Source organism: Pseudomonas sp. WS 5411, from assembly GCF_012985595.1.
Lineage (GTDB): Bacteria > Pseudomonadota > Gammaproteobacteria > Pseudomonadales > Pseudomonadaceae > Aquipseudomonas > Aquipseudomonas shahriarae.
Genome location: NZ_JAARMC010000020.1, coordinates 68,536 through 90,239, shown reverse-complemented (window position 1 = coordinate 90,239; position 21,704 = coordinate 68,536). Strand labels below are relative to the sequence as shown.

Sequence of the window (21,704 nt, the reverse complement as noted above, 5' to 3'; positions counted from 1 at the left end):
CGATTACATCGAGATGTTCTACAACCCAAAACGCCGCCATGGTTTCAACAATCAGCTGTCACCGGTAGAGTTTGAAAAACGTTACGCAATGAGCTTGCAAGGTGTCTAGAGAATCCGGGGCGATTCATCCGGTATCAATGTCCACCAGCTCTTTGACGGTGGCAAGATAGGATTTTTGTTCGGCCTCGGCTTTTTTCAGCAACTGGGGGGCCAAATCCGTAGCAAACGCGGTACAGGATAAGAATGAACACGCGAGCGCGGCGGCGATGGATGAACGTCGGATAAGCATGCTGTCTCCTTCAGATCATTGCTAATTGAAGCCCCATCTTTACCCCATAAATTTCGTCAACGCCACCTATCGCTGCGGACGTTCCCGCAGGCAATGCCGGTTACCAGCAATATAGTTTGTCTATGAATGCCAACACAGAATTGACCCATGTACTGACGCAAGACTAACCCACCTCCCTATCGGTACAAATCCATTAAGGGCAATGTTTTTCGAGGCGTTAGACCGGGTCAGCAGTATCTCGGCAACTGGGTCAATTCGACTTCGGTGCCAACACGAAGTCGACTTTTTCAACAGAATCGGCCAAGAGCCGACAGTAACCGAATCGTTGCGAGCAGCCCATCGACTGCTCAAGGTCGCACGCTCGCTTACGGACCTTGAACAAACCGACGGGATCAGACACAAACACTTGGCCGAGGGGCTGCAATATCGGCCGACAATGCTCCAGCCGGTCTCACCCCTTGCTCAGATCAACCAACGGCGTCTGCCGCACCTCAGTCTCCCGCCCATCCTGAATCTCGCTCACCCGCTTCAAGGCCTTGTCCACCGCCACCTTATCCGCCAACAAGCTGTAGCTGATGCGGAACTGCTTGTGTTCCTTGGGCCCAATTGTCGGTACCAGGTTCAGTGGCCGCTGATAACGGCGGTTGTAGGAAAAACTTGTCCCCGGCTCCAGCCCCGTGACATAGCCCTGGCCTTGGGTATCGGTGTTTTTCCACAGGGAAAACACGGGCAGTGTCTGGGTGTTGAAGCCGACCGAAACGCCCAGGCTGCCGGCCTTGTTGTGCAACACGGTCAACGTGTCGCCCTTGGCATCGGCATACGGCACCACGTTGTAAACCGTTTCGTCGTAGTCCCTGGTCGGTGCGCGGTAGGTTTGCCAGTCGGGCAGATCGCCCTTGGCCTTGTCGTTGAACGGCGACACCTGTTTCACCGGCGCGGCAAAACGGGCGCCCTGCTCCAGGAACGGGGTGCTGAAGTTGCTGTGATACAGCGCCTGGTATTCCTTCGGATAGTCGCCGTTGTTGGTCAGAGTGTCGTTGAGGGTGAACACGACGCTGCCGGGTTCGGTGACCAGTTCGGTCGCGACCGAGAAGTCGACCTTCTTGAACGCCTGCTCTTTCAGTTCGCCGCGTAGGGTGATGGCGTACGGTGGTTTTTCATCGATATGCAGGGTGACTTTGTTCGCAGGAATGTTGGCGGCCCGACCGTGCAGGGTCAGCAGTTCGCCGTTGTCGATGCCTGGGTGGCCGACCCATTCGTATCCGCAGCGGGTGACCAGCTCATTGAAACCTTCCAACCAGCCCAGACCACCGCGGCCATTGAGCTCGATGAAGGACGGATTGACCACTTCCTTGACCGGCGAATCCCAGCCCATGCGCACATTGCCGACCGAGGCCTGCAAGACGTTCATTCCGCGAGTCGGCACTACCGAGAGTTTCATCGTGCCGTTATCGATGTCGACGATGCTGACGCCCTCCTGCCGACCGCCGTGCAAGGTGCGCAGGGTAACGCTGAAGGGTTTGTCGGTTTTTAGTCCGAGTTGCTGACTGGTGATCTGCCAGTTCTGGGCAGCTTTGTCGGTGTCGAGCAGAACGTAATCCCAAGCCACGGCGTGGGAGGCAGCGGACAGTGCGCTGAGGGCAACAAAGAGTTTGAGCGGGGTCATGGCGGCAGCCTTTCTTGGAGTTGTGCCATTTTTATAAACTTGATGAAACGCTTCAGCAAGCTAAAAATCGACCCAACGCCGACGAAGTTGGCAATGCAGCGGCCAGTGCAGTTTGAGATCACTGAGCAAACACGGTTAGCTCTCGTGGCCTGCATACCTCAGCCCCTCTATCCACTCTTCAATACACTCGTATCGGCAAAGACTGGGTGAAAGCCATAGGCCTTGATATAGATCCGTCCCCTTTTTCTTTTGTGCGGCGTTGTGAAAACGTCTGCTCAGGCCAGGCTGATATCCAGCAATCGAGGCATGGCAATCGCCAGATAATCCTGCGTATCGAGCACCATCGACGCATCCAGCCGCCCCGCGTTGAAGGCTATTTCAGCGTAGCCTGTGGTCAAGGCCGGATCGACGATCAATTGAATCCGCTCATCGAAAACAAAAGGAGGGATGGCGCCGATCCGGCACCCGGTCAGGTCCATGGCGGTTTCGGCCTTCACCAGCTCGGCTTTTTTCCCACCCAGGGCCGCTCCGACTTTCTTCATGTCCAGCTTCTGGTCGCCCGGCAGTATCACCAGTGCATAGGGTCCGGCCTGCCCCTTGAGGGAGCAAAGCATGGCCTTCGCGCCCTGGCCGGGCTCGGTGCCACGGATTTCGGCGACGCGCGCCGACTGGCCCTCGGCATCGTGCATCAACACCCGGTAGGAGGCTGAGCGGGCATCGAGTAGTGCCACGAGGCGATCGAACATGGAATGCATGTAGTTTTCCTCTGGTTTACAGGAGCAGGTCGTAGGACAGTTTGCTGATCAGAATCACCAGCAACACCAGGAATAGAGCCCGGACAAAGGGCACGCCTTTATGAACCGCCAGCCAGGTGCCAGTGAGCGCGCCCAGGATGTTGAATGCCGCCATGGGGATTGCGATCAGGTAGAGCACGTTACCCGTCGGAATGAAGAACATCAGTGCCGCTACGTTGGTCGCGATGTTCACTAGCTTGGCCGATGCCGAGGCATGAAGAAAGTCGAAGGCGAAACAGCGGATAAACAGGAAGATCAGGAAGCTGCCAGTACCGGGACCGAACAGACCATCGTAGAAACCGATGGCACCGCCGATGACGATCGCCAGCAGTTTTTCCTTGGTACCGATACGCATGGGTTTGTGCAGGGCGCCGAAATCTTTTTTCCAGAAGGTGTAGATCGCCATCAGTACAATCAACACCAGCACCGCCGGCCGGATCATCGACTGGGGTACGAACGACACCGTGGCGGCTCCAAAGAAGGCCATGACAAAAGCCGCGCAGGCCGCGGGGATCACAAGCCCCCAGTCAATCACCACCTTGCGCACGAAGGACCGAGCCGCGAATGCCGTGCCGCAGGCGGCCGCAACCTTATTGGTACCCAGCAACGCCGCCGGTTGAGCGCTGGGTAGCACGTTGAACAGCGCGGGAATCTGGATCAGTCCGCCGCCGCCCACCGCCGCGTCGATCAGGCCGGCGGCGAAGGCGAACACGCAAAGAATGACAATATCGACCATGAAATCAGGCTCTGACTATGTAGGGTTGATGAGGGTCCAGCGGCACCACGCGTGCCGGATCATTGACCCCGAAGACACGCAACATCCAGCGATCACGGCCGTCGTAACGGGGTGTAAAACCATCCCGGGCATGCAGGGTTTGCTGGTTCTTGAAGACCAGCATGTCCCCTGGTTGCAGCAGTATGTGGTGCACGACATCGGGATGATTGGCGGCGGCGGCGAACAGCTGGAGGGCAAACTGCGCATTGGCGCAGGTCGTTTCGACACTCGCTTTGTTGTAGCGGCAATACAGGCCATCGTTTGCGCTTCTGTACAGCAAGGGGACGTTTTCCAGCACATTCCCCTGCTTGCCGAAGGAGGCCGGTCGGCGAACGGTGAAGTTCGGTCGTGACAATTCTTCTTCGACGCAGGCCGGCAGAATGGCCAGCACCTCGTCAATTGCGACGATGCGCGTCGGCACGTCGAGCTCGCAGCGCAGGCCGGTCAGGGACAGGTACTCCGGACAGGCCGACAACTGCGAGACGGGCTCGCAGGTCAAAGGCAAGTGAGGGTTGTCGACATGCATGTCCAGATCCGCGCGCGAGCCATAGGAGCTCTTTTCGGTCTCTCGCTTATGCTTGGGCGATACGTGACGGAACACCGTGTCGTTGCTCTCACCGTCGTACGCCAGCGGACAGGTTTGCAGAGTTTGCAGCACGGACAAAATAGCCCCGGCCAGCGTCGGCACGTTCTCGATACCCGGCTCCAGGTCATAGGGCGTGGCGGGCAGTTGCGGGTCCAGCGGCAGCCCCCTGATGATCATCGCCACTTCAGGGGCCTGTGGAAAATTGCGCAGCTGCTGGATTTTCTCGGTGCACAGGACACTTTCCAGCAACAGCCCCAGGACCTGCATGTGGCGGATACCCGAGGCGCTATCGGTCACGTCCAGCGATGCCAGACCGGCCTGAAGTGTGCGTTGTTCTTCGAGCGACAGATGAATTTGCGGTATCTCCCGTCGGGTCGACGTCACTGAATTTTTTTCCTGCCATTCATGAATTACTTCATCAACACCCGCTGCGGCTTTCCCGATTACTTCTTCCAGCTTCGACACGTCCTTGCGCTCCTGTTTGCCCCATCCTTGTGGGTTGAACGGGAAGGTTAACGGAAGGACCTTTTTTGTGTTGCAATGCCGCGTTGTGAAAAATGCAATGAGGTGGAGAGTGGCATTGAATATGTTGGGGGAACTTGAAGCCTTCGCGACTGTGGCTCGCAAGCGCAGCTTCGTCGCCGCGGCACGGACTCTGGGGCGCTCCCCCAGCGCACTGACCCGTGCCGTTCAAGCCCTGGAGGAAAGTGTGGGGCTCAAGTTGTTCCATCGCTCGTCCAATGCCGTGACCTTGACCGAAGCGGGTGAATGCTTATTGCCCCACGCGCACAAAATGCTCGATCTGCAACGTGAGGTGGATGAAGACCTGGCCGGTCTCAGCGGCCTGGCCTCCGGCTGGATCCGTTTTTCCGCCCCCGAGGTTCTCGGGCACGGAGTATTGCCCCGGTTGATCGCGCAATACTGCGAGCGTTATCCGGACGTTAACATCGATGTGATTTTCACCGATGAGATCATCGACCCGGCCAAGAGCAAGCTGGACTTCTCGATTCGCGGTGCGTTCCCACAATCCAGCGACTTGATCGGCTTTGCGCTCTGGAGTTACTCACGTTATCTGTACGCCAGCCCCGACTACCTGGAGCGCAACGGCATGCCCGACTCCATCGAGGCACTGGAGTCGCATTCGCTGATCCTGCATACGGCGCCACGGATTCTCAAGGAGTGGAATTTTCGCAGTGAGGAGCAGGCCATCAGCTTTCGGGTGCATCCAAAATTTCGTTTCAGCTCCGGTCTGGCGGTATTCCAGGCAGCCCTGGCGGGCGTCGGGATCGCCCGCTTGGCAGATTGGATGGCGGAGCCCGAAGTGGATGCGGGACGCCTGTTTCGGGTTTGTCCTGAGTACAAGCTCACCTCCAGCAACGGTGAGAGCCCACAGATGCACGCGGTGTACCCGGCCGGAAATTTGCCAATGCGGGTGAAGGCCTTGATGGAGATGATCCGTGGCTTAGGTGAAAGCCTCGAATGTAAACGCGGCTCAGCACTAATATGAGGTTACGGGGCGACTCACTAATGCCATAGCAGTAACCCACGACCAGCATGCGGATCATCAGTTCAGGATCAATTGAAGGGCGCCCAATGGGCTATAGAACTCGGTGAGATAATGGCGCTGGCCGCCCAGATCGAGACACCGATCAATGCTGCGCAGAAGATGATTTGCTGGGATGTGATCTTCAAGGTTGAACGAGTAAGACAGTCGATCCTGCCCACTCAATAACTGTCCCATCATGCTGCTTACTCTCCCGCTGGCCGATGCGAATGTTTTGCTGCGAGCCCGGTAGGAGAGCTACTTGTTCAATAAATCGATCGAAAACTGTCAGTCAAAGAACTGCATACCTGCGTATGGATAGCGCCGACATTGCTCAAGCCGCGAAGCCAGACTTCCGACATGCACTTCCAGTCGGTGCCCGTCGGGGTCTGAGAAATAAAACGAGTCACCCTCGCTCGAATTGGTTTTCCACTCGATAACGTTCCGTAACCGCAAGCAAATAGTTAAATTTTCAAAATCGTCCTGCCCCACCGAAAACGCATAGTGAGTGTAATCAGGATGCTTTTCTGAGGCACAGTTCTCATCGAAAGACAAACAAAGCCAGAGATCGCCAAGGGTAAGATAGGCCCCCGTTTCCCAGCGAGCAGCCAGCCTAAAGCCGAGTAGCCCCACATAAAATTCGATACTGCGAGGAAGGTTCGCAGTCGCCAACGTAAGGTGATTCAAGCCAGTCAACATGAGCACCTATCCAGAACAAGTCGATGAGAGGGGTTAAGCATACCAACGTCGACTTTTTTCAACACAATCAGCCAGAAGCAGTCGTTCAACCGCTTTAGAATTGAAGCAGAAAGTCTGCGATGATTCAGCTAGGCCGCTCGTATCGAAGGTAGCCATGTGAACCTGTCCCCATACAGATGAAACCTGCTCGCTCATACATGAGCCCAGCTGGGTTATCAGGATGCACGCTTAAGCTCAGACGGGTGAAACCCCTTTGCTTTGCTGTGGCTGCATAGGCGTCCAGCAGTGTTCGTCCAATACCGTTTCGCCTGCAGATCTGACTGACGTTGATTGTGCAAAGCTCCGCGTAATCCTGCTCTGGGACCCATAACGAGTACCCAGCGAACTGGTTATCTTTTATTGCTACCGTCAATCGATCAAAGTTCTCTACCCAACGGGTAAGGTGTCGCTCCAACTGTAGCCGCCATGCATCTTCGTGATCAGGTTCCCAACGCCGTATGTAGTCCTGCTCGCCCCTGTATATCGAAGGAATATCGGCAACGCAGGCTTGCCTTAATATGAGCGCCATCCTGGGACCTCATGGGAATGAATTGGGACATGCACCCTATGATATGACGAGGAGGTCAACCCCGGTCAACGGTCTGGGTGTGATCGGCCGCTTCGGCCGGTTGCAGTCCATCATGAGAGGCCGCAATCGGCCGGTTCTGTTGAGAAAGTCGGCTTCGAATTCCACTGCAAAAAAGTACGCGCCTGAGATTGAAACTGAATTTCTGGCAGAAGGCTCAGGACTTGGATTTCACGTAGCGGCGTGCAACAGACGTGTTTTCATCCATCAATATTCGAGTGTCTTAGGAAAACCGATTTTTTCAACAGAATCGGCCGCAAGCAGCCCCTCTCCCATCAGGCAGACCACACTACCGCGTTTGTCACGACTTGCCCTCTGCGCCCCCTCCCCCGGAAAGCTGATCTGCCACCACCGCCTAGATCCGATGATGTTCCAGCAAAAAGTCCACAAACAACCGCACCCGCGCAGGCATTGCCGAGCCGCCTACGAACACCGCATGAATCGGTTCCCGGTCACCGGGGTTCCAGGCTTGCAGCAGTGGTATCAGGTCGCCGCGCTGCAGATCCTCGTTTACGGTGAACTCGCCGATACGCGCAATGCCGGCACCGACTCGCGCAAGTTGTGCCAGCGCTTCACCGCTGCTGCATTCGATGTTGCCGCTGACCTTCAGGGAAAATTCTTTCCCGTCGCGGATGAATGGCCAGTTGGGCTCGGCACGCCGGAAGTTGAAACCCAGGCAGTTGTGCCGGAGCAGGTCTTCCGGTTCCTGGGGGGTGCCGTGGCGCTCTAGATACTCGGGCGATGCCACCACGACCTCACCGGTGTCGCCGAGCCTGCGTGCGGTCAGCGGGCTGTCGGGCAGATGGCCAAAGCGTATTGCTACGTCGGCTTGGCCGCCAAGAATGTCGACCACTTCGTCGCCAAGGTTGAGGTCGACGACGATGTTCGGGTACTGCGCGCTGAATGCCGCCACCAAGGGAACGATGGTCTGCCGCCCATGGCCAAGGGCGGCGCTGACCCGTAATCGGCCCCTGGGCACGCCCTGGTCGGCGATGGCCTCTTCCATCTCGTTCATGTCCGCCAGGATACGTCGGGCACCGCGCAGGAACGCCTCGCCCTCGGCGGTGAAGATGATCGCGCGAGTGGTGCGCAACAGCAGCCGGGTGCCAAGGCGTAGTTCGGTACGCGCGATGATCCGGCTGACCGCCGAGGGTGTCAGCCCCAATGCACGGGCGGCCGCCGAGAGGCTGCCCTCCTGCGCCACGCTGGCGAACACAAGCATTTCACCGGATCTGCCGTTGAAGTCCATTTGTGCCTCTTGCGCAAAGGTGATTGCCAAAAATGCTATCTACCGCCTCAGAAGTCTGGATCGTAGCATTGGCGGCATAGATAAGGAGCCTTTCATGCGTATCAATCCACCCCTCGTTGCACTCGCCATGGGTGCCTTTGGCATCGGCGTTACCGAGTTCGCCCCCATGGGCATGTTGCCGAGCATTGCGGCGGACCTCGGCGTTTCGATTCCTGCTGCGGGCCTGTTGGTGAGCGCTTACGCCCTGGGCGTACTGCTCGGCGCGCCACTGATGACCCTGACCACCGGCAGGATTCCCCGGCGCTACCTGCTGATAGGGCTTATGGCGATTTTCACCCTGGGCAATCTGATGTCAGCCCTGGCGACCGATTACTACAGCCTCATGGTCGCCAGGGTGGTGACCTCACTGAACCACGGCGCGTTTTTTGGCGTGGGCTCCATCGTCGCCGCCAGCGTGGTCGCCCCAGAGAAACGCGCCGGCGCGGTGGCGGCAATGTTTATGGGCCTCACCCTGGCGACCATCGGCGGTGTGCCGCTGGCTGCCTGGTTTGGCGAACTGTTCGGTTGGCGCACCGCGTTCTGGGGCATTACCGGCCTCGGCGTGGTGGCCATGGCCGCATTGTGGTTCGCCCTGCCCAACCTGAAGACGCCGCCAAGCGTCGGAGTAATGGCCGAAATTCGCGTACTGGGCCGTGGCCCGGTGCTGGGTGCGTTGGCCCTCACCGTAGTCGGCTCGGGTGCCATGTTTACCGTCTTCACCTACATCGCGCCGATCCTCAGCAGCGAGACCCACGCGTCCACCGCCTACATCACCGCGATGCTGGTGCTGTTCGGCGTGGGGCTGACACTGGGCAACATGTGGGGTGGCAAGGCTGCCGACCGCTCGATAGATCGCACCCTGATCGTATCGTTGAGCGTGCTGATTGCCGTCTTGCTGGCGTTCACCGTACTGATGCGCTGGCCGTTGCCAGCTGCCGTGGCCATCCTGATATGGGGCATCGCCAGCTTCGCCCTGGTACCGCCGCTGCAGATGCGCGTGATGGAAGCCGCCAAGGACGCCCCCAACCTGGCCTCGGCGGTGAACATCGGCGCCTTCAACTTCGGCAACGCGATTGGTGCGGCACTGGGCGGCGCGGTGATCAACGCCGGGTTGGGTTATCCGGCGATTTCCCTGGCTGGAGCGGCAATGGCGGGGCTGGGGTTGTTGATGGTGCTGGGGTTTGCTTGGCGGTCGAGGGCGGTGGCGGCAGCGGTGGTGTGAGGAGGATGTGAGCCACTGACCGAGCCCCCCTGTGGGCCTCAGTACCTGCCGGATCATGTTCAAGGACTCCGTTGTGGTGATTTCGGCCGCCGACATGAGTCATTCGCCCGATGTGGGCGACTACATCATTGCGTATGCGCTGTCGAAGGGCGTCGACAAGCCATAAATCGTCGGTTACCACCGCCAGAAAAATAATCCCCAGTTTCGGGGATTATTTTTGCTGGCTGGAAGGTAGGCCCGAACACTACTCAACCATAAGCCCGCGACGCACTCGCCCTGCCCTTTTATAGGCTCTGACCACCGTATTGGTTTCACAAGAAATGATCCCCTCAAGGGCCCCCATTCGGGCGGTTGAGACGGTCCACAGATCATGAATATCACGACACAACACATGCCAAAACAACTGCGAGCTTCCACTGGTACCAAATAGGCAACGGGTGTGTTCGTCCTTCGCCAGCTCCAGGGCAATACCCTCCGCCGCACCAGGCCGAGTTTGTAACGACAGAATCGCCTCGACCCCATAGCCAACCAACAAAGGCTCAAGTTCCACACGAAAGGTCAGTGCACTACTGTCGACAAGCCCGCTTAGCATCCGCTGAGCCTTCGGTTCGCTGACGCCACACGTTTCGGCCAGCACGCCCAGGCTGGCCCGCCCATCCAGCATTAACGCGTCCAGTAGCCGCATCTCATCAGCATTCAGGCTCACAGGCCCGGCCCGCAACGGCTCAGTAGGCACCGAACCATCAATCCGCCAGCGACTCGCTCGTCGGAACGATCTGAGCACCACTTGCGATTGAACCTGCTTTACCCCTGGCACCAGCGGCAACGCTCGCACCACCATGTCAGAAAGCGCTTCCACACTCGGCAAATTGATCTCGGTGAAGATGTCGAATTCTCCAGTTGTCGCCATGACCACCTGGGTCTGCGCCAACTGCGTCAAGTGCTCCGCCACTTCCCTCTGACGCCCATCGGCCACCCGAATCCATGCATGCAGCACCGGGCCGCTACCTACGACTACCGGATCAAGCTCTCCGATCACCCGGATATAGCCACTGTCCATCAGGCGTTGCAGGCGCCGCGAAAGCGTACGCTCCGCCACGTCGCAGCACGCACTCAGGTCCCGCCAAGTACCGCGAGGATTTGCTTGTAGCGCAATCAGGCAGGCCAAATCGGTTTCATCCAGCGGAAAATGTCTTTTTTCATCCGTATCGACGATTGACGAGACCATAATCTTACAATACCTTCACTAAAGTGGCTAAATTAGAACAAAACAAAGCCGCACATGTCCAAAAATAATTACAATTCAAAAACCAAAGGCACAAGCCAATGAATTATGCGACTCAAACGTCCGAAGCGGCAAAGCCGCAGGTATCAACCGCGCGCAAAATTGCTGCCGGCAGCATTGGTAATGCGGTCGAGTGGTTCGACTGGACGATCTATGCGTCGTTCGCGGTGTTCTTTTCCACACAATTCTTTCCGAAAACAGACGAAACGGCCTCTCTATTGGCGACTTTCGCTATTTTCGCCGTCGGTTTCTTCATGCGTCCAATCGGCGGTTGGGCGTTAGGCATATATTCTGATCGTTATGGCCGCAAATCAGCATTAGGAGTCACCATCATGCTGATGGCTGGCGGCTCACTGATGATCGGCATTACTCCCACTTACGAGCAGATCGGTCTGCTCGCGCCGGTGTTGCTGGTAATAGCGCGACTGATGCAAGGTTTGTCGTTGGGAGGTGAATACGCGTCAGCCTCTACTTACCTTGCCGAGTTAGCGCCAGATCACCGTCGCGGCTTTTTTTCGAGCTTTGTATTCTTCAGTTCCGCCGCAGGCATTCTGACCGCATCGGCGATCGGCTGGGCACTCACCACCCTCCTTACCGACGAGCAGATGAGAGAGTTCGGCTGGCGAATTCCGTTCTTGCTCGGTGCCTTGGGCGGTATCGCAGGCATTTGGCTGCGTATGTCGGTGCCTGAAGCTGAAGGTTCCAAGGCGCAAGCCCCTAATAAAGTCGAGAAACAACCTCTACGCACCCTACTGCGCGATTACCCACGCGAGACCCTACGAATTGTGGGATTTTCGATCCTGAGCACATTTGCCTTTTACCTGTTCGTTATCTACATCCCGACCTATGCCATCCGAGCACTGCACGTGGAGTCCTCGACAGCGTTCGCTGCAAATACGGTTGCCATGGTTGCGTTCATGCTCGTGCACCCACTTTTCGGCATGCTCTCTGACAAGTTCGGGCGCAAGCCGCAACTGATTGTTTTCGCCCTGGGTTACCTACTGTTTTTCTACCCGATTATTACCAACATGCAGCCGACATTTTCGTCGATCCTGATGGTGGAGTTGTTCGGCCTGTTGCTCTACGCGCTTTATACCTCGATCGCTCCAGCCATCATGTCTGAGCAATTCCCGAGCAGCGTTCGCGCCGTCGGCATTGGTGCGCCCTACAACCTGATGGTGGCTTTGCTCGGCGGTACCACGCCGTATTTGCTGACCTGGCTGCAGAGCCACGGTCAAGAGAGCTGGTTCTTCTATTACGTGCTTGCAGGCGCTGCACTCACCCTTCTTACCTTCATCAAAATGCCAGAGACAGCCGGAAAACCACTGAAATAGTCACTGGCTCCAACAACACTATGCGATCCCCGTCAACGCCCGTCGAACACGGGGATACCGACCCACAAATTTTAGAACCTAAAACTTATGCACGAAAGACCCGAAGCCCTTTGTTTCCAGACTGCTCTGCAGATCGCCCATCTGATCGCTACCCGGCAGATCACCTCGCGCGCCGTCACGCAATACTTTCTGGACCGTATTGCTCTCGGCGGTGCGCTTAACGCGTTCACGGTGGTGTTCGCCGAGCAAGCTTTGGCGGCAGCCGATGCCGCCGATATTGCGCTCGATACAGGGCGCCCATTGAGTGCGTTGCATGGCGTGCCGGTTGCCATCAAGGACAATATCGAAATCGCCAACACCCTGGCATCGGCGGGCTCGTTAAGCCGCCTGACCACGATCAGTTCCGTGACCAGCACCGTCGCGCAACGTTTACAGGCGGCCGGCATGGTCATCCTGGGCAAGACCCAGATGACCGAATTTGCCTTTGGATTATCCGGACAGAACCCGACCCGAGGCACGCCCTGGAACCCCTGGGACGCCAAGCTGCATCGCGCTCCGGGCGGATCATCTTCAGGCGCGGCGGTCGCTGTCGCAGCAGGGCTTGTACCGATTGCAGTGGGTGGTGATACCGGCGGATCAATACGCGCTCCCGCATCGCTGAATCATTTGGTCGGATTCAAGCCGTCCAGCGGACTCATCAGCGTGGACGGTGTCGTTCCACTCGCACCAAGCCTGGACGTGCTGGGCCCCATCGCCCGCGATGTTTACGACACCCATGCGCTCACAGCCATCATTGCGAGTCCATCTAGCCGCGACGGGTTGAACGTTCAGTCTGAACTTGGCAATGAGCTGTTCCCCACCACGCCGGGCACAGTGTTCGTACTGGACCCGAGTGCGTTCCCCTGTGCGCTGTCCATGGGTACCCGCCGGGTATGGGACCAGGCCTTGGCCAATCTTAATGCGGCTGGCTGGACGCTCGAGAGCTGGCTTCCCAATGAGGAATTGGATATCGGCCAGCTTTCCGAGTGCAATTCGATGATCATTGCTTATGAGGGTTATCGCGAGTTTGGGCACCTTGCACATGACCCCGCGCAGCTACTCTGGAAGGTGGTGCGCCATCGGATCCTTGCGGGCGCGCAGATCAGCCGTGACACCTACGAACACGCGGTTGCGCAGCGTGTAAAGACAACCGAGGCCTTCACGCGAGCGATCGGCGTATCCGGTGTTTTGCTGATGCCTGTCAGCAGCCACGGTGCCCTGCCCCTAGATGACGAGGACACCAACCACGCCAGTATTGGAAAGTTCAGCCGGGCCGGTAATTACCTCGGCATTCCAGCAATCGCCCTACCTGCCGGTTTCGATGAAGCACAGATGCCGATTGGCATGCAGCTACTATCCCCGGTGTTTACAGACATGCACTTACTGAAAACAGCGAGCGCCATGGCACCTTCGCTTTTACTTGACGAGCGTAGGCCTGAACTTGGGCGATGGAGGCTTTAAGCCTGCGCAGTCGATTGCTAACCTCGCGAAAGGCAGAAATCGGCCAGTGAGAGCCGTAGTCGCGGCCATTAATTCCTGCAGTCCTCGGTGACTAAGTCCCGGTAACCACGTGTGTTCTCCATATCCAGGGCGCCGTCGAACTGCAACACACGTAGCGCAATCACGAAGACACAAAAAAAGCCCACTTTGTGGGCTTTTTCGTACGCGGGGTAAAAGTGCTAATTACTTGTTCCGCATTAGCACATACGCTTCACCGCCGTTGCGGTCATGATGAAGAATAAAGTTGTTGTCCTGGATACGCACCTTCGATGGCACACGATCTGCTACCGGCGTTTGCGAGTAAGTCTGCGCGGCACTCAACAGTTGGCGGGTCAGGCTGTCGTCGGGTTGCGTCGGAGTGGTAACGACACATTCCTTTTCAGAGAGTTGTACGGAGAGGTTTTTGTCTGCGGTGAAGCCGCTGCGCATGAAGCCCATGTCCTGGAGGTCGTTGATGCCGAACCGCTTGGCCGCTTCTGCAGAGCCGGCGAATGAGGGGGCGGTCTTCAGGCAGATGTCGACGAAGGCTTCGATGGCCTTGGAGGTAACAGGCGTCGATACGGTTGGCGTTGCAGTGGTGCAGCTGGCGAGAACTAACAAGCTGGACAAGGCAAGTGTGCGGAACAAAGTATTGGACATGAAACGGGGATCCTTCCATTTGAAATTCGGAGTGCGGCGTGGGCTGAGCGGCGTCGGAACGGACCGCCTGCGAATGGTAAATTAAAAGGGAGTACTGGGTTTACGACTTTGTGAACCCCGGCGCTTGCTGGCAGTGCGCTCGCGACGTGAACCGGTGTGCACCTGGGCCAGCCTGATGAAGTTCGGCAAATTCGCTTAGCAACAGATTGCATAACCGCGACAGGCAAGAGGCTCTCGATTTCGCTAAATGCTGACTGGCCGCCATGGGGCAGCAGTCAGCCTAAGCGGACACGTAGGATGCCATCCCTAGGCGCTGCTACCCGTCAAAGACGGTGGATTTTAATCTGGAGTCCTTCATCCTCGTCCGGGGCCCGAAAGTAGCTAGTGATCAGATCGAACTCAGCATCTGTCGCCGCAAACTCATGGTCGGCGCGGCGGTTGCGGATATGCAACCTGCCTCGACAGGTCTCATCGTCCACCTCAAGGTAGTGGACACAATGGGCAACCCCGGCTGAGTCAGCGAGGCCGCGCAACCATTGTCGATCTTCAGGGGTGTTGGCGGGAAAATCCAAGACCACCGTCACGCCAGTATTCAGCACATCGACGACGAGCGGGCCCACCACCTCTCTAATCTGGCGCGACAGGCGCACGTAATCGGTTACTGACTTGATCTGATTAGGGTAAAGCCGTGACAGCCAATGATCCTCACTCAGCAGAATCGCCGACTGTTCGGCTGCCAAACTTTTGGCCAGCGTTGATTTGCCGGATGCAATCTTGCCTGAGATCAGATGAAGCACGGGTTTGGGCATAGGGGACGTCTCCTTGTCGAACCCTGATGATGCTCATACAAAAGCGTCGAAGCAACCACAGATACCTCACTTCGGGTCGAATCGGCTAGTCGCCAGCATCGGCCAGAGTGCCGTATTCGGTGCGGCGAAGATGCACTGCGCTTATCTCTTGGCCATCCGTTACAGGTCGGCAAATACAGGATGCCGTCGACGGGCTGAACCACACACCGTCGGTCATGTGAACGTGTGTTGGATATACGCTTACTTTTTTTGAGCGCACATATCAGGTTTTCAGGTGCAGCACAAATGCACCGCCCAGTACCAGAACAACGCCCAGCACCTGCACCTTTCCCAGTCGTTCCTTGAAAAACACATAACCCAAAATTGCCGCGATACCGCCCGACAATGTGCTGATTACTGTCACCACCGAAACTGATCCCGACACCGCTCCATAAGCGAACGCCGAAAAACCACCTAGGTTCATCAGGCTCACGCCCGTTAGCGCCATGCAGTTTTTTAAGGGCGGAAATTTCAACCCTTCCTTGATCTTCAAAACCATAACGAACATTACAATCAGCCCGACCAGATAGGCCAGCCAAAGCATGGTCACTGGTCCGAGGACGGGGAGAACGAAATGCCCCTGCAACCAAAAACTGGTGCCGAAGAACACAGCCGCCAGTAATGCAAAGGAAATTGAACTACTGGCCTGCGTAGTGTGTGGCACTTTCGAGTCAGAGTGAATGCTGGAGAGAATTACTCCGAGCACGCACAAGGCGATGCACAGCAACTGGATTAGACTGATCTGCTCACCGCCAGCCCATGACAGCAATGTCGTAACCACACCGTAGGACGTCACCAGCGGCGCAACGATAGAAGCTTTGCCAAGTGCGAACGCTTTGGACAGGGCCAAGGCGCCGAACACAGTCAAAACGGCAGCGGCGATGCCGATGAGCCAAATATCGAATGGTGCTGCCATGGATTTAAGAATGAAGGTCGGGAACACGATCAGCAGCATGCTCATGATGGCAAAACCCATCGTCTGACCGAAAAACACGGCGCGTTTGACGCCGACTGCGCGAGCGTTTAGGCCCACTAAAAAATCTGTACCGCCCCAGAGTAAGGCAGCCAGCAACCCCATTAGTACATCCACGTTTTGTCCTTATAGATGCTCGCTTTGCACATCGAGAGTCCTTCAGACTCCTAAGTGTTCCTGCGTCGGGCCCTCATGGCCTTGTAGAGTATGCCGATGGTCATCGGGATATTGGCCCTACTTTTGAGCAACAGATCATAGCCTTCAGGTTGTAAGTAGCGATAGGCGTCGTAGCCCCCCAAAAAAAATCGAATGCAAACATTTCTACCAATCCTTTTATCAAATACCTCGCCTCGGCCCCGTCCGAGACCACTTCGAAGATCGAGGCTTTGTTGTTCTCTACACCGCTTCAACCACTTTGTGACATGGCCACCTGCAACGCATCACTGAACTTGGCGGGATGCTTGATATTTGGCGTTGTTAGCGGTGTGCGCCCAATGGCGATGACCGTCACCTGTCGGCTTTCGGGATCTAGGAATTGCCGGCGCAAAGATGCGTGGGGTTTACAGAGGCCGCAAGAAAAAACCGTCCAACAATCTGGTGGTAAGCTTAATTGACCGCGCCTGCGCTGGAAAAAGTAAATCTAAACTAGCGCGCGACTTTGAAATCAGTCGCCAGACACTTTATCAGTACTTGAGATCTACTCAGGGGACTCCTCAGTCACATCCCGAATCGGCACCCACTTAGTGATTTTTAGAATTCGCCAGTATGTGTTCTTTGGTGTCCTGGTCGATGATAGTGCGCAGCACCTCAAACAGCGGCGCGGCATCTGTGTATTTTTTGCCATAGGCAAGATTGAATTCGTAATCGAAGCCCGTTGGGTTCTTGCCTTGGTTGTGCTGCAGCATCGTCTCCAACTTATCCAGCGCCTTGACGGCTACGGCCTCTGGCGACGAAGCATTTTCATAGTCATCCCAAAGCGCCAGTATCTCGGCCTTTAACGGTTCATCCAGGGCACTGGTCAAGAGCAGGAGATCGTTTCTCTCTTGCTCGCTCTTGTTGGGAAACGCATCTTGATTAATGGCGGGAACATCTCCGTTAATGGCCTCCCCCAAGTCGTGGATAACACACATCTTGAGCATTTTCAGCCGATCGAGATCAGTCAGGTAGTCCCCAAAGACAATGGCCATCAGGCAAAGGCGCCAGCTATGCTCCGCCGTGCTTTCGGTGCGCCCGCAAGAGGTGTGCGCGCTTCTAAGCACGTCTTTGAGCTTTTCCGCCTCGCGTAGAAATTCGAGGCGCCCTTTGATTTTTTCGATGTCCATGAAAACCTCTGATTCAGTCGGCGAACCGAATACCGCTCACCTTGTTCACGCCAGACTAAATCTCAAGATGTTCAGCGTCCACGCATAAAATATGCAGGGCGATGCCGTCAGAGCGACTCGACCAAGCGCGCTGTTGTTCCGTCGCACAGGGGCATACGCGTCCAACGACACAGGCTTTGGCTAATCGGAACGATGGACGAATTGTTGTGGCCCGTCAGAAACTCCAGCGCGGGTGGCGCAAACGCTTCCCGCCAATCCAATTTATCCAGGGCGAGCTCGGTGCTGATGATATTGGGCGTAGCGAAGCGCCATAGCGAGCGACCCAGCAGTTCACTGACCGGACTCGTGAACTGGGCGGCGCGCGAAGGAGAACAAGCAAGCAGACGGTGCGTCAAATCACACATGAGATGAACAGGACGCGAGCTTTCCCGCACCATTCGTCCCAGCGCTTGATCCGCCGCGGTGGTGAGACGAGCGGCCAGCAATTGCTCAAGTTTTTTGTGCGCGAGAGGATCCAACTCGAGTACGCCACTCTCCCAGCGAGAGATAGTCGATTGAGTGACGTTAAACAGCTCCGCGGCATGGGATTGTTTGACCCGGTGTAACAGGCGCCATCGCCTGAGCATAACGCCGGGTAAGACAGGGCTTAACAACATGTCAGACATTTGGTATTACGGAAAAGTGGAAGGTCTCGCAAGTTTGCTCTGTGCGAGACCTGCATGCAAATGGGCTAAAGAGTGATTGTTTTACCTCGAAAACAGCCGCTCTGCAGCCCTCTCCTGGCGTATGACACCAATCCCCGACCCAGAGCGTCTCAGCCCATCAAAGCCGAAACCGCCCCACCGACTGCGCCAACTGCCCCGCCAGCGCCGACAACTCATCCGTAGTCCCGGCCGTCTGGCCAATCACCCGTGTATTGCCTTCCGACATCCCGGCAATCATCTCGACCTGATGCGCGATCTCATTACTTGCCAGGCTCTGCTCACCAATCGTGCGGGTAATGTCGTTAACCAGCTGCGTAGTATTCAACGTCGCGTCAAGAATCTCACGGATCGCCCGCTCCACATCGGCCGTGACGGCCATGCCTTTATCCACCTGGGCCACCCCCTCTTCCATGCTGGTGACAGCCTCGCGGGTGCTTTGCTGGATGCGCGTGACCATGCTGGCGATTTCCTGGGTGGAGGCGCTGGTGCGCCCTGCCAGGCTGCGCACTTCGTCAGCCACCACGGCAAAGCCGCGCCCCTGCTCGCCGGCGCGGGCGGCTTCAATGGCGGCATTGAGGGCCAGCAGGTTGGTCTGGTCGGCAATGCCCTTGATTACCTGGATAATGCTGTAGATGCCTTCGGACTCCTTGTCCAGGGTGCGGATCACCTGGGCCGAGTGTTGCGCCGAGCGAGCGATGGCGTCCATGTCGCTGACGACTTGGTGAATAACTTGCCCACCGTTTTTGGCCAGGGTTTGCGCCTGGTTGGCCATTTCCAGGGCGTGCTCGGCATGCCGGGTGATTTCTTCGATGCTGGCGGTCATTTGGCTGGTGGCGGCGGACATGGTCCCCGCTGCAGAACTCTGCTGCTGACTGCTGGCAGCCACTTCATGGCATCCGTTGCTCAGTTGTTGGCTCATGCGCGTAACGCCCTGGGCATTGCTGCGCACCACGTCGATCATGCCGCGCAGGTCATGCTGCATAACAGCCAGGCTGCGAATCAGCATGCTTGCCTCATCGCGGCTGGCGGGTTCGGGAATCGCTTCGCTAAGGTTGCCATGGGCAATGCTCTCGGCAATCTGCCGCGCCAGTTGCAGCGGCCGCATGATGCTGCGGGTGACCCAGTAGCCCTGGGCAACCAGCAACAGCAGGCACAGCACCAGCACCACCGCGAGGGTAAAATTGGCGCTGCGCACGGTTTGACGGGTCTGCTCGCCAGTGGCCTTGGAGTTGTTTTCGATCAGTTCACTGAGGCTGGCCATCCGGCCTTCCAACTGTGTGAAGGCGTCGCTGAAGGTGCCCAGTTCTTGTTGGGCCGCAACCGGATCGTTCAGCGCCACGCCGACAATCCGCTCCCCCAGGGCGATGTAATTGTCGAGGCTGGGCTTGATGTCACTCAGCGCGGCTTCGAGGGTCGGGTTGAGCGGCAGCGCAACGTTATTGCCCAGCGCCTCGCGAAAGTGCGCGGTATGGTCGGTGACGGCTTCAAGTACTTCATCCCGACTGCTGACACTTTTGCCCAGCCCCACCAGCATTGCCGACAGCACATCGGCGCGCAGCGCGTCGTGCATCATGTCGGCCTCCAGATGATTGCTCAGGGCGGTCATGCTGACCTCACTGTCAATCATCGCCGCCTCCATCCGCGCATTCCCCAGGTAGTTCACCAGGCTGATGACCAGCACGGTAAGCACACTGGTGCCGATCAGCAAAAACAGACGAAGTTTTATCGACATCCCTAAGCCCTCTGCGGTTATGGCCTAAAACAAGGTATTGATAGCTGTCGTTTAAAACCCATCGACGCGTTCGTTACCACTGATTTAAGCCTACTTGCAGGTTTTCGCCTTGGTGATGGCGGTTAGGTGTCCTTTGTGACGCCTGACGTCGCCGCCGACTCCTGTGCTGAACGGGATTTATCGGTATAGCAACGTCGCCTGAAAGGCGTGCGCAACCATTTGCTCAGCCGTGTGTTCCCCGTCAATGCGCAAGACCGGCACCGTCTGCCTGGAAATCCACGCCTCATGCCGCGCGCGGTTGCGCCCGGAACAGCGCGGATCGTCATACTGGGAGGCCCATTCGCGAAAGGCGACATGTATCTCGTGCATATCGCCCCCGGGGGCAATGCGCTCCCCAAAGAGGCGCTTTTCACGCAGGTCCAACCGCTGAAGGCGCACAGGTGTTGGCGTTATCACGAACACGATCAGGTCCACATGCACCATAAGCGCTTCGCCCCAGCCATCAGAAGAGCCGGTCAGCACCCAGCCTTGGTCACCGAGCGCTTGCTTGATCAAACACACACGCTCATTGGGTGGCCGCTTGGTGGTGAACGGTGGGTGGGTGGGCAGCCAGTAAAAGTCATCCACATCAACGTGTGGTAGGCCCAACTGCGTTGCGAGGGCCTGTCCCAGCGTCGTTACGCCTGCACAAGAAGCTCCTGTGATGTAGATGTGCAATGTTCTCTCCATGAAGACCAGCCGGCGTTGGATTCTACAAGGGCAAAACGGGGGTAGTCCGCTTTGTTATGTTTGTTAACACCCCAGGCCGCTGATTTTCGCCAGTTCGCCTATTCTCATATTCCACCCCACAACACCATTGACCTTGAACCTAAGTGATTTGGCGACCAAGCGGCGCAGGCGCAACACTTGGATGGGCTGCACTTGTTCAATACAGGGCATGATCAGCACAGGCTTCTGGTCGTCGCCTCCATTTCACCCAGGAGACGAGAATATGGGGTATGTCACGACGCAGGACGGTGTTGAGATCTTTTATAAAGACTGGGGCCCACGGGACGCCCAGGTGATCTTCTTTCATCATGGCTGGCCACTCAGTGCCGACGACTGGGATGCGCAGATGCTGTTTTTCCTGGACCACGGCTACCGGGTCATTGCCCACGACCGACGTGGCCATGGGCGATCGAGCCAGGTTTGGGATGGGCACGATATGGATCACTATGCCGATGACGTCGCCGCAGTCGTCGACCATCTCGGCGTGCAGGGTGCGGTGCATGTGGGGCATTCCACCGGTGGCGGCGAGGTCATCCATTACCTTGCGCGCCACGGCGAAGACCGCGTGTCGAAGGCCGTTATCATCAGCGCCGTACCTCCGTTGATGGTGCAAACCCCAAGCAATCCTGGTGGTTTGCCCAAGTCTGTGTTCGATGACATGCAGGCACAGCTCAAAGCCAATCGCGCACAGTTCTACCATGACGTGCCGGCCGGGCCTTTCTACGGTTATAACCGCCCAGGTGCAGAGCCCTCCGAAGGCATCATCCGCAACTGGTGGCGCCAAGGCATGATGGGCTGCGCAAAGGCCCACTATGACGGGATCGTGGCCTTCTCCCAGACCGACTTTACCGAAGCGCTCAAGCGCATCACCCTCCCCGTACTGGTAATGCATGGGGATGATGACCAAATCGTGCCCTATGAAAACTCTGGGCTGCTGTCGGCCAAACTCTTGCAGAACAGCACGCTGAAAACCTATGCAGGGTTTCCCCATGGAATGCCGACAACGAACGCCGATGCGATCAATGCCGATTTGCTCGCGTTTATACGAGGTTAGGCAATAAAGGGCAGATCAC

21 protein-coding genes and 5 pseudogenes are annotated in these 21,704 nt (G+C 57.1%); 9 read left to right on the top strand and 17 right to left on the bottom strand.

The genetic code is table 11. From position 1 onward, the window contains the following. A partial coding sequence (locus HBR93_RS21455) for an IS3 family transposase (RefSeq protein WP_146047486.1) occupies positions 1–109 on the top strand: 109 nt, incomplete at its 5' end. Between the two features lie 18 nt (positions 110–127). Here the strand turns inward: HBR93_RS21455 and HBR93_RS21450 are convergent. Then, positions 128–289: pseudogene (locus HBR93_RS21450) on the bottom strand (glutamate carboxypeptidase); the annotation flags it as partial. Between the two features lie 322 nt (positions 290–611). On the opposite strand from HBR93_RS21450, the pseudogene HBR93_RS21445 reads away from it, so the two are divergent. Then, positions 612–731, top strand: a pseudogene (locus tag HBR93_RS21445) (hypothetical protein); the annotation flags it as partial. A gap of 9 nt (positions 732–740) precedes the next feature. Here HBR93_RS21445 and HBR93_RS21440 read toward each other — a convergent pair. From HBR93_RS21440 to HBR93_RS21425, 4 genes are all read right to left on the bottom strand, one after another. Then, positions 741–1,955 carry an aldose 1-epimerase family protein gene (locus HBR93_RS21440; protein ID WP_169961039.1) on the bottom strand — a complete coding sequence of 405 codons (1,215 nt, stop codon included), beginning with the start codon at positions 1,953–1,955 and terminating at the stop codon, positions 741–743. A gap of 275 nt (positions 1,956–2,230) precedes the next feature. Beyond that, positions 2,231–2,710: a YbaK/prolyl-tRNA synthetase associated domain-containing protein gene (locus HBR93_RS21435; RefSeq protein ID WP_169961038.1), complete on the bottom strand. Its 480-nt coding sequence runs from the start codon at positions 2,708–2,710 to the stop codon at positions 2,231–2,233. Between the two features lie 16 nt (positions 2,711–2,726). Further along, the gene (locus HBR93_RS21430) at positions 2,727–3,485 is read right to left on the bottom strand and encodes a TSUP family transporter (RefSeq protein WP_032859412.1); all 759 of its coding nucleotides are present in this window, start codon (positions 3,483–3,485) and stop codon (positions 2,727–2,729) included. Positions 3,486–3,489: 4 nt separating this feature from the next. After that, positions 3,490–4,575: a TauD/TfdA family dioxygenase gene (locus tag HBR93_RS21425; protein WP_169961037.1), complete on the bottom strand. Its 1,086-nt coding sequence runs from the start codon at positions 4,573–4,575 to the stop codon at positions 3,490–3,492. 109 nt (positions 4,576–4,684) lie between these two features. Between HBR93_RS21425 and HBR93_RS21420 the strand changes: the two genes are divergently transcribed. Beyond that, entirely contained in the window at positions 4,685–5,617 is a 933-nt protein-coding gene (locus HBR93_RS21420; protein WP_057959721.1) for a LysR family transcriptional regulator, read from the top strand. A gap of 19 nt (positions 5,618–5,636) precedes the next feature. Here HBR93_RS21420 and HBR93_RS21415 read toward each other — a convergent pair. The 4 genes and pseudogenes from HBR93_RS21415 to HBR93_RS21400 form a co-directional block, all read right to left on the bottom strand. Next, positions 5,637–5,854 (bottom strand): annotated as a pseudogene (locus tag HBR93_RS21415) (transposase); the annotation flags it as partial. A gap of 87 nt (positions 5,855–5,941) precedes the next feature. Continuing rightward, a complete protein-coding gene (locus HBR93_RS21410; RefSeq protein WP_169961036.1) occupies positions 5,942–6,352 on the bottom strand; it encodes a VOC family protein in 411 nt (136 codons plus the stop codon). A gap of 124 nt (positions 6,353–6,476) precedes the next feature. After that, on the bottom strand, positions 6,477–6,920 hold the full coding sequence (locus HBR93_RS21405) for a GNAT family N-acetyltransferase (protein ID WP_169961035.1): 444 nt from the start codon (positions 6,918–6,920) through the stop codon (positions 6,477–6,479). 412 nt (positions 6,921–7,332) lie between these two features. Then, complete coding sequence (locus HBR93_RS21400; protein WP_057438414.1) at positions 7,333–8,226, bottom strand: LysR substrate-binding domain-containing protein; 894 nt, start codon at positions 8,224–8,226, stop codon at positions 7,333–7,335. Positions 8,227–8,320: 94 nt separating this feature from the next. Here HBR93_RS21400 and HBR93_RS21395 point away from each other — a divergent pair, with 94 nt between their 5' ends. Both HBR93_RS21395 and HBR93_RS27060 read left to right on the top strand, forming a co-directional pair. Then, on the top strand, positions 8,321–9,487 hold the full coding sequence (locus tag HBR93_RS21395; protein WP_057438413.1) for an MFS transporter: 1,167 nt from the start codon (positions 8,321–8,323) through the stop codon (positions 9,485–9,487). A 31-nt stretch (positions 9,488–9,518) separates the two neighbouring features. Beyond that, entirely contained in the window at positions 9,519–9,653 is a 135-nt protein-coding gene (locus tag HBR93_RS27060) for a hypothetical protein (RefSeq protein ID WP_262377348.1), read from the top strand. A 78-nt stretch (positions 9,654–9,731) separates the two neighbouring features. Here the strand turns inward: HBR93_RS27060 and HBR93_RS21390 are convergent, their stop codons facing one another. Next, positions 9,732–10,715 (bottom strand): Lrp/AsnC family transcriptional regulator, encoded by a 984-nt coding sequence (locus tag HBR93_RS21390; RefSeq protein ID WP_169961034.1) that lies wholly within the window; start codon positions 10,713–10,715, stop codon positions 9,732–9,734. A 98-nt stretch (positions 10,716–10,813) separates the two neighbouring features. Between HBR93_RS21390 and HBR93_RS21385 the strand changes: the two genes are divergently transcribed. Both HBR93_RS21385 and HBR93_RS21380 read left to right on the top strand, forming a co-directional pair. After that, entirely contained in the window at positions 10,814–12,106 is a 1,293-nt protein-coding gene (locus tag HBR93_RS21385; RefSeq protein ID WP_120732979.1) for an MFS transporter, read from the top strand. 87 nt (positions 12,107–12,193) lie between these two features. Further along, entirely contained in the window at positions 12,194–13,606 is a 1,413-nt protein-coding gene (locus tag HBR93_RS21380) for an amidase (protein WP_169961033.1), read from the top strand. A gap of 222 nt (positions 13,607–13,828) precedes the next feature. On the opposite strand, the gene HBR93_RS21375 is transcribed toward HBR93_RS21380, so the two are convergent. The 3 genes and pseudogenes from HBR93_RS21375 to HBR93_RS21365 all read right to left on the bottom strand — a co-directional run bounded on the left by HBR93_RS21375 (position 13,829) and on the right by HBR93_RS21365 (position 16,210). Next, on the bottom strand, positions 13,829–14,284 hold the full coding sequence (locus HBR93_RS21375; RefSeq protein ID WP_057438411.1) for a hypothetical protein: 456 nt from the start codon (positions 14,282–14,284) through the stop codon (positions 13,829–13,831). 323 nt (positions 14,285–14,607) lie between these two features. Further along, positions 14,608–15,096, bottom strand: a pseudogene (locus tag HBR93_RS21370) (ATP-binding protein); the annotation flags it as partial. A 259-nt stretch (positions 15,097–15,355) separates the two neighbouring features. Continuing rightward, positions 15,356–16,210, bottom strand: a complete 855-nt coding sequence (locus tag HBR93_RS21365; RefSeq protein ID WP_128593695.1) for an EamA family transporter — start codon at positions 16,208–16,210, stop codon at positions 15,356–15,358. Between the two features lie 426 nt (positions 16,211–16,636). Here HBR93_RS21365 and HBR93_RS21360 point away from each other — a divergent pair. Then, a pseudogene (locus HBR93_RS21360) lies at positions 16,637–16,849 on the top strand (helix-turn-helix domain-containing protein); the annotation flags it as partial. On the opposite strand, the gene HBR93_RS21355 reads toward HBR93_RS21360, so the two are convergent. From HBR93_RS21355 to HBR93_RS21340, 4 genes are all read right to left on the bottom strand, one after another. Further along, entirely contained in the window at positions 16,846–17,427 is a 582-nt protein-coding gene (locus HBR93_RS21355) for an HD domain-containing protein (protein ID WP_057959727.1), read from the bottom strand. The pseudogene HBR93_RS21360 and the gene HBR93_RS21355 overlap by 4 nt on opposite strands. Before the next feature lie 107 nt (positions 17,428–17,534). Continuing rightward, a complete protein-coding gene (locus HBR93_RS21350; RefSeq protein WP_169961032.1) occupies positions 17,535–18,092 on the bottom strand; it encodes a helix-turn-helix transcriptional regulator in 558 nt (185 codons plus the stop codon). Between the two features lie 157 nt (positions 18,093–18,249). Beyond that, positions 18,250–19,863: a methyl-accepting chemotaxis protein gene (locus HBR93_RS21345; protein WP_169961031.1), complete on the bottom strand. Its 1,614-nt coding sequence runs from the start codon at positions 19,861–19,863 to the stop codon at positions 18,250–18,252. 177 nt (positions 19,864–20,040) lie between these two features. Then, positions 20,041–20,580 carry an adenylate kinase gene (locus tag HBR93_RS21340; protein ID WP_169961030.1) on the bottom strand — a complete coding sequence of 180 codons (540 nt, stop codon included), beginning with the start codon at positions 20,578–20,580 and terminating at the stop codon, positions 20,041–20,043. Positions 20,581–20,854: 274 nt separating this feature from the next. Between HBR93_RS21340 and HBR93_RS21335 the strand changes: the two genes are divergently transcribed. Then, positions 20,855–21,685: an alpha/beta hydrolase gene (locus HBR93_RS21335; RefSeq protein ID WP_057438405.1), complete on the top strand. Its 831-nt coding sequence runs from the start codon at positions 20,855–20,857 to the stop codon at positions 21,683–21,685. Positions 21,686–21,704 lie beyond the last annotated feature (19 nt).

Coding starts and splice junctions, on each gene's coding strand:
- HBR93_RS21440 (WP_169961039.1), bottom strand. CDS start 1,955: ATGACCCCGCTCAAACTCTTTGTTGCCCTCAGCGCACTGTCCGCTGCC.
- HBR93_RS21435 (WP_169961038.1), bottom strand. CDS start 2,710: ATGCATTCCATGTTCGATCGCCTCGTGGCACTACTCGATGCCCGCTCA.
- HBR93_RS21430 (WP_032859412.1), bottom strand. CDS start 3,485: ATGGTCGATATTGTCATTCTTTGCGTGTTCGCCTTCGCCGCCGGCCTG.
- HBR93_RS21410 (WP_169961036.1), bottom strand. CDS start 6,352: ATGTTGACTGGCTTGAATCACCTTACGTTGGCGACTGCGAACCTTCCT.
- HBR93_RS21405 (WP_169961035.1), bottom strand. CDS start 6,920: ATGGCGCTCATATTAAGGCAAGCCTGCGTTGCCGATATTCCTTCGATA.
- HBR93_RS21400 (WP_057438414.1), bottom strand. CDS start 8,226: ATGGACTTCAACGGCAGATCCGGTGAAATGCTTGTGTTCGCCAGCGTG.
- HBR93_RS21395 (WP_057438413.1), top strand. CDS start 8,321: ATGCGTATCAATCCACCCCTCGTTGCACTCGCCATGGGTGCCTTTGGC.
- HBR93_RS21390 (WP_169961034.1), bottom strand. CDS start 10,715: ATGGTCTCGTCAATCGTCGATACGGATGAAAAAAGACATTTTCCGCTG.
- HBR93_RS21385 (WP_120732979.1), top strand. CDS start 10,814: ATGAATTATGCGACTCAAACGTCCGAAGCGGCAAAGCCGCAGGTATCA.
- HBR93_RS21380 (WP_169961033.1), top strand. CDS start 12,194: ATGCACGAAAGACCCGAAGCCCTTTGTTTCCAGACTGCTCTGCAGATC.
- HBR93_RS21375 (WP_057438411.1), bottom strand. CDS start 14,284: ATGTCCAATACTTTGTTCCGCACACTTGCCTTGTCCAGCTTGTTAGTT.
- HBR93_RS21365 (WP_128593695.1), bottom strand. CDS start 16,210: ATGGGGTTGCTGGCTGCCTTACTCTGGGGCGGTACAGATTTTTTAGTG.
- HBR93_RS21355 (WP_057959727.1), bottom strand. CDS start 17,427: ATGGACATCGAAAAAATCAAAGGGCGCCTCGAATTTCTACGCGAGGCG.
- HBR93_RS21350 (WP_169961032.1), bottom strand. CDS start 18,092: ATGTCTGACATGTTGTTAAGCCCTGTCTTACCCGGCGTTATGCTCAGG.
- HBR93_RS21345 (WP_169961031.1), bottom strand. CDS start 19,863: ATGTCGATAAAACTTCGTCTGTTTTTGCTGATCGGCACCAGTGTGCTT.
- HBR93_RS21335 (WP_057438405.1), top strand. CDS start 20,855: ATGGGGTATGTCACGACGCAGGACGGTGTTGAGATCTTTTATAAAGAC.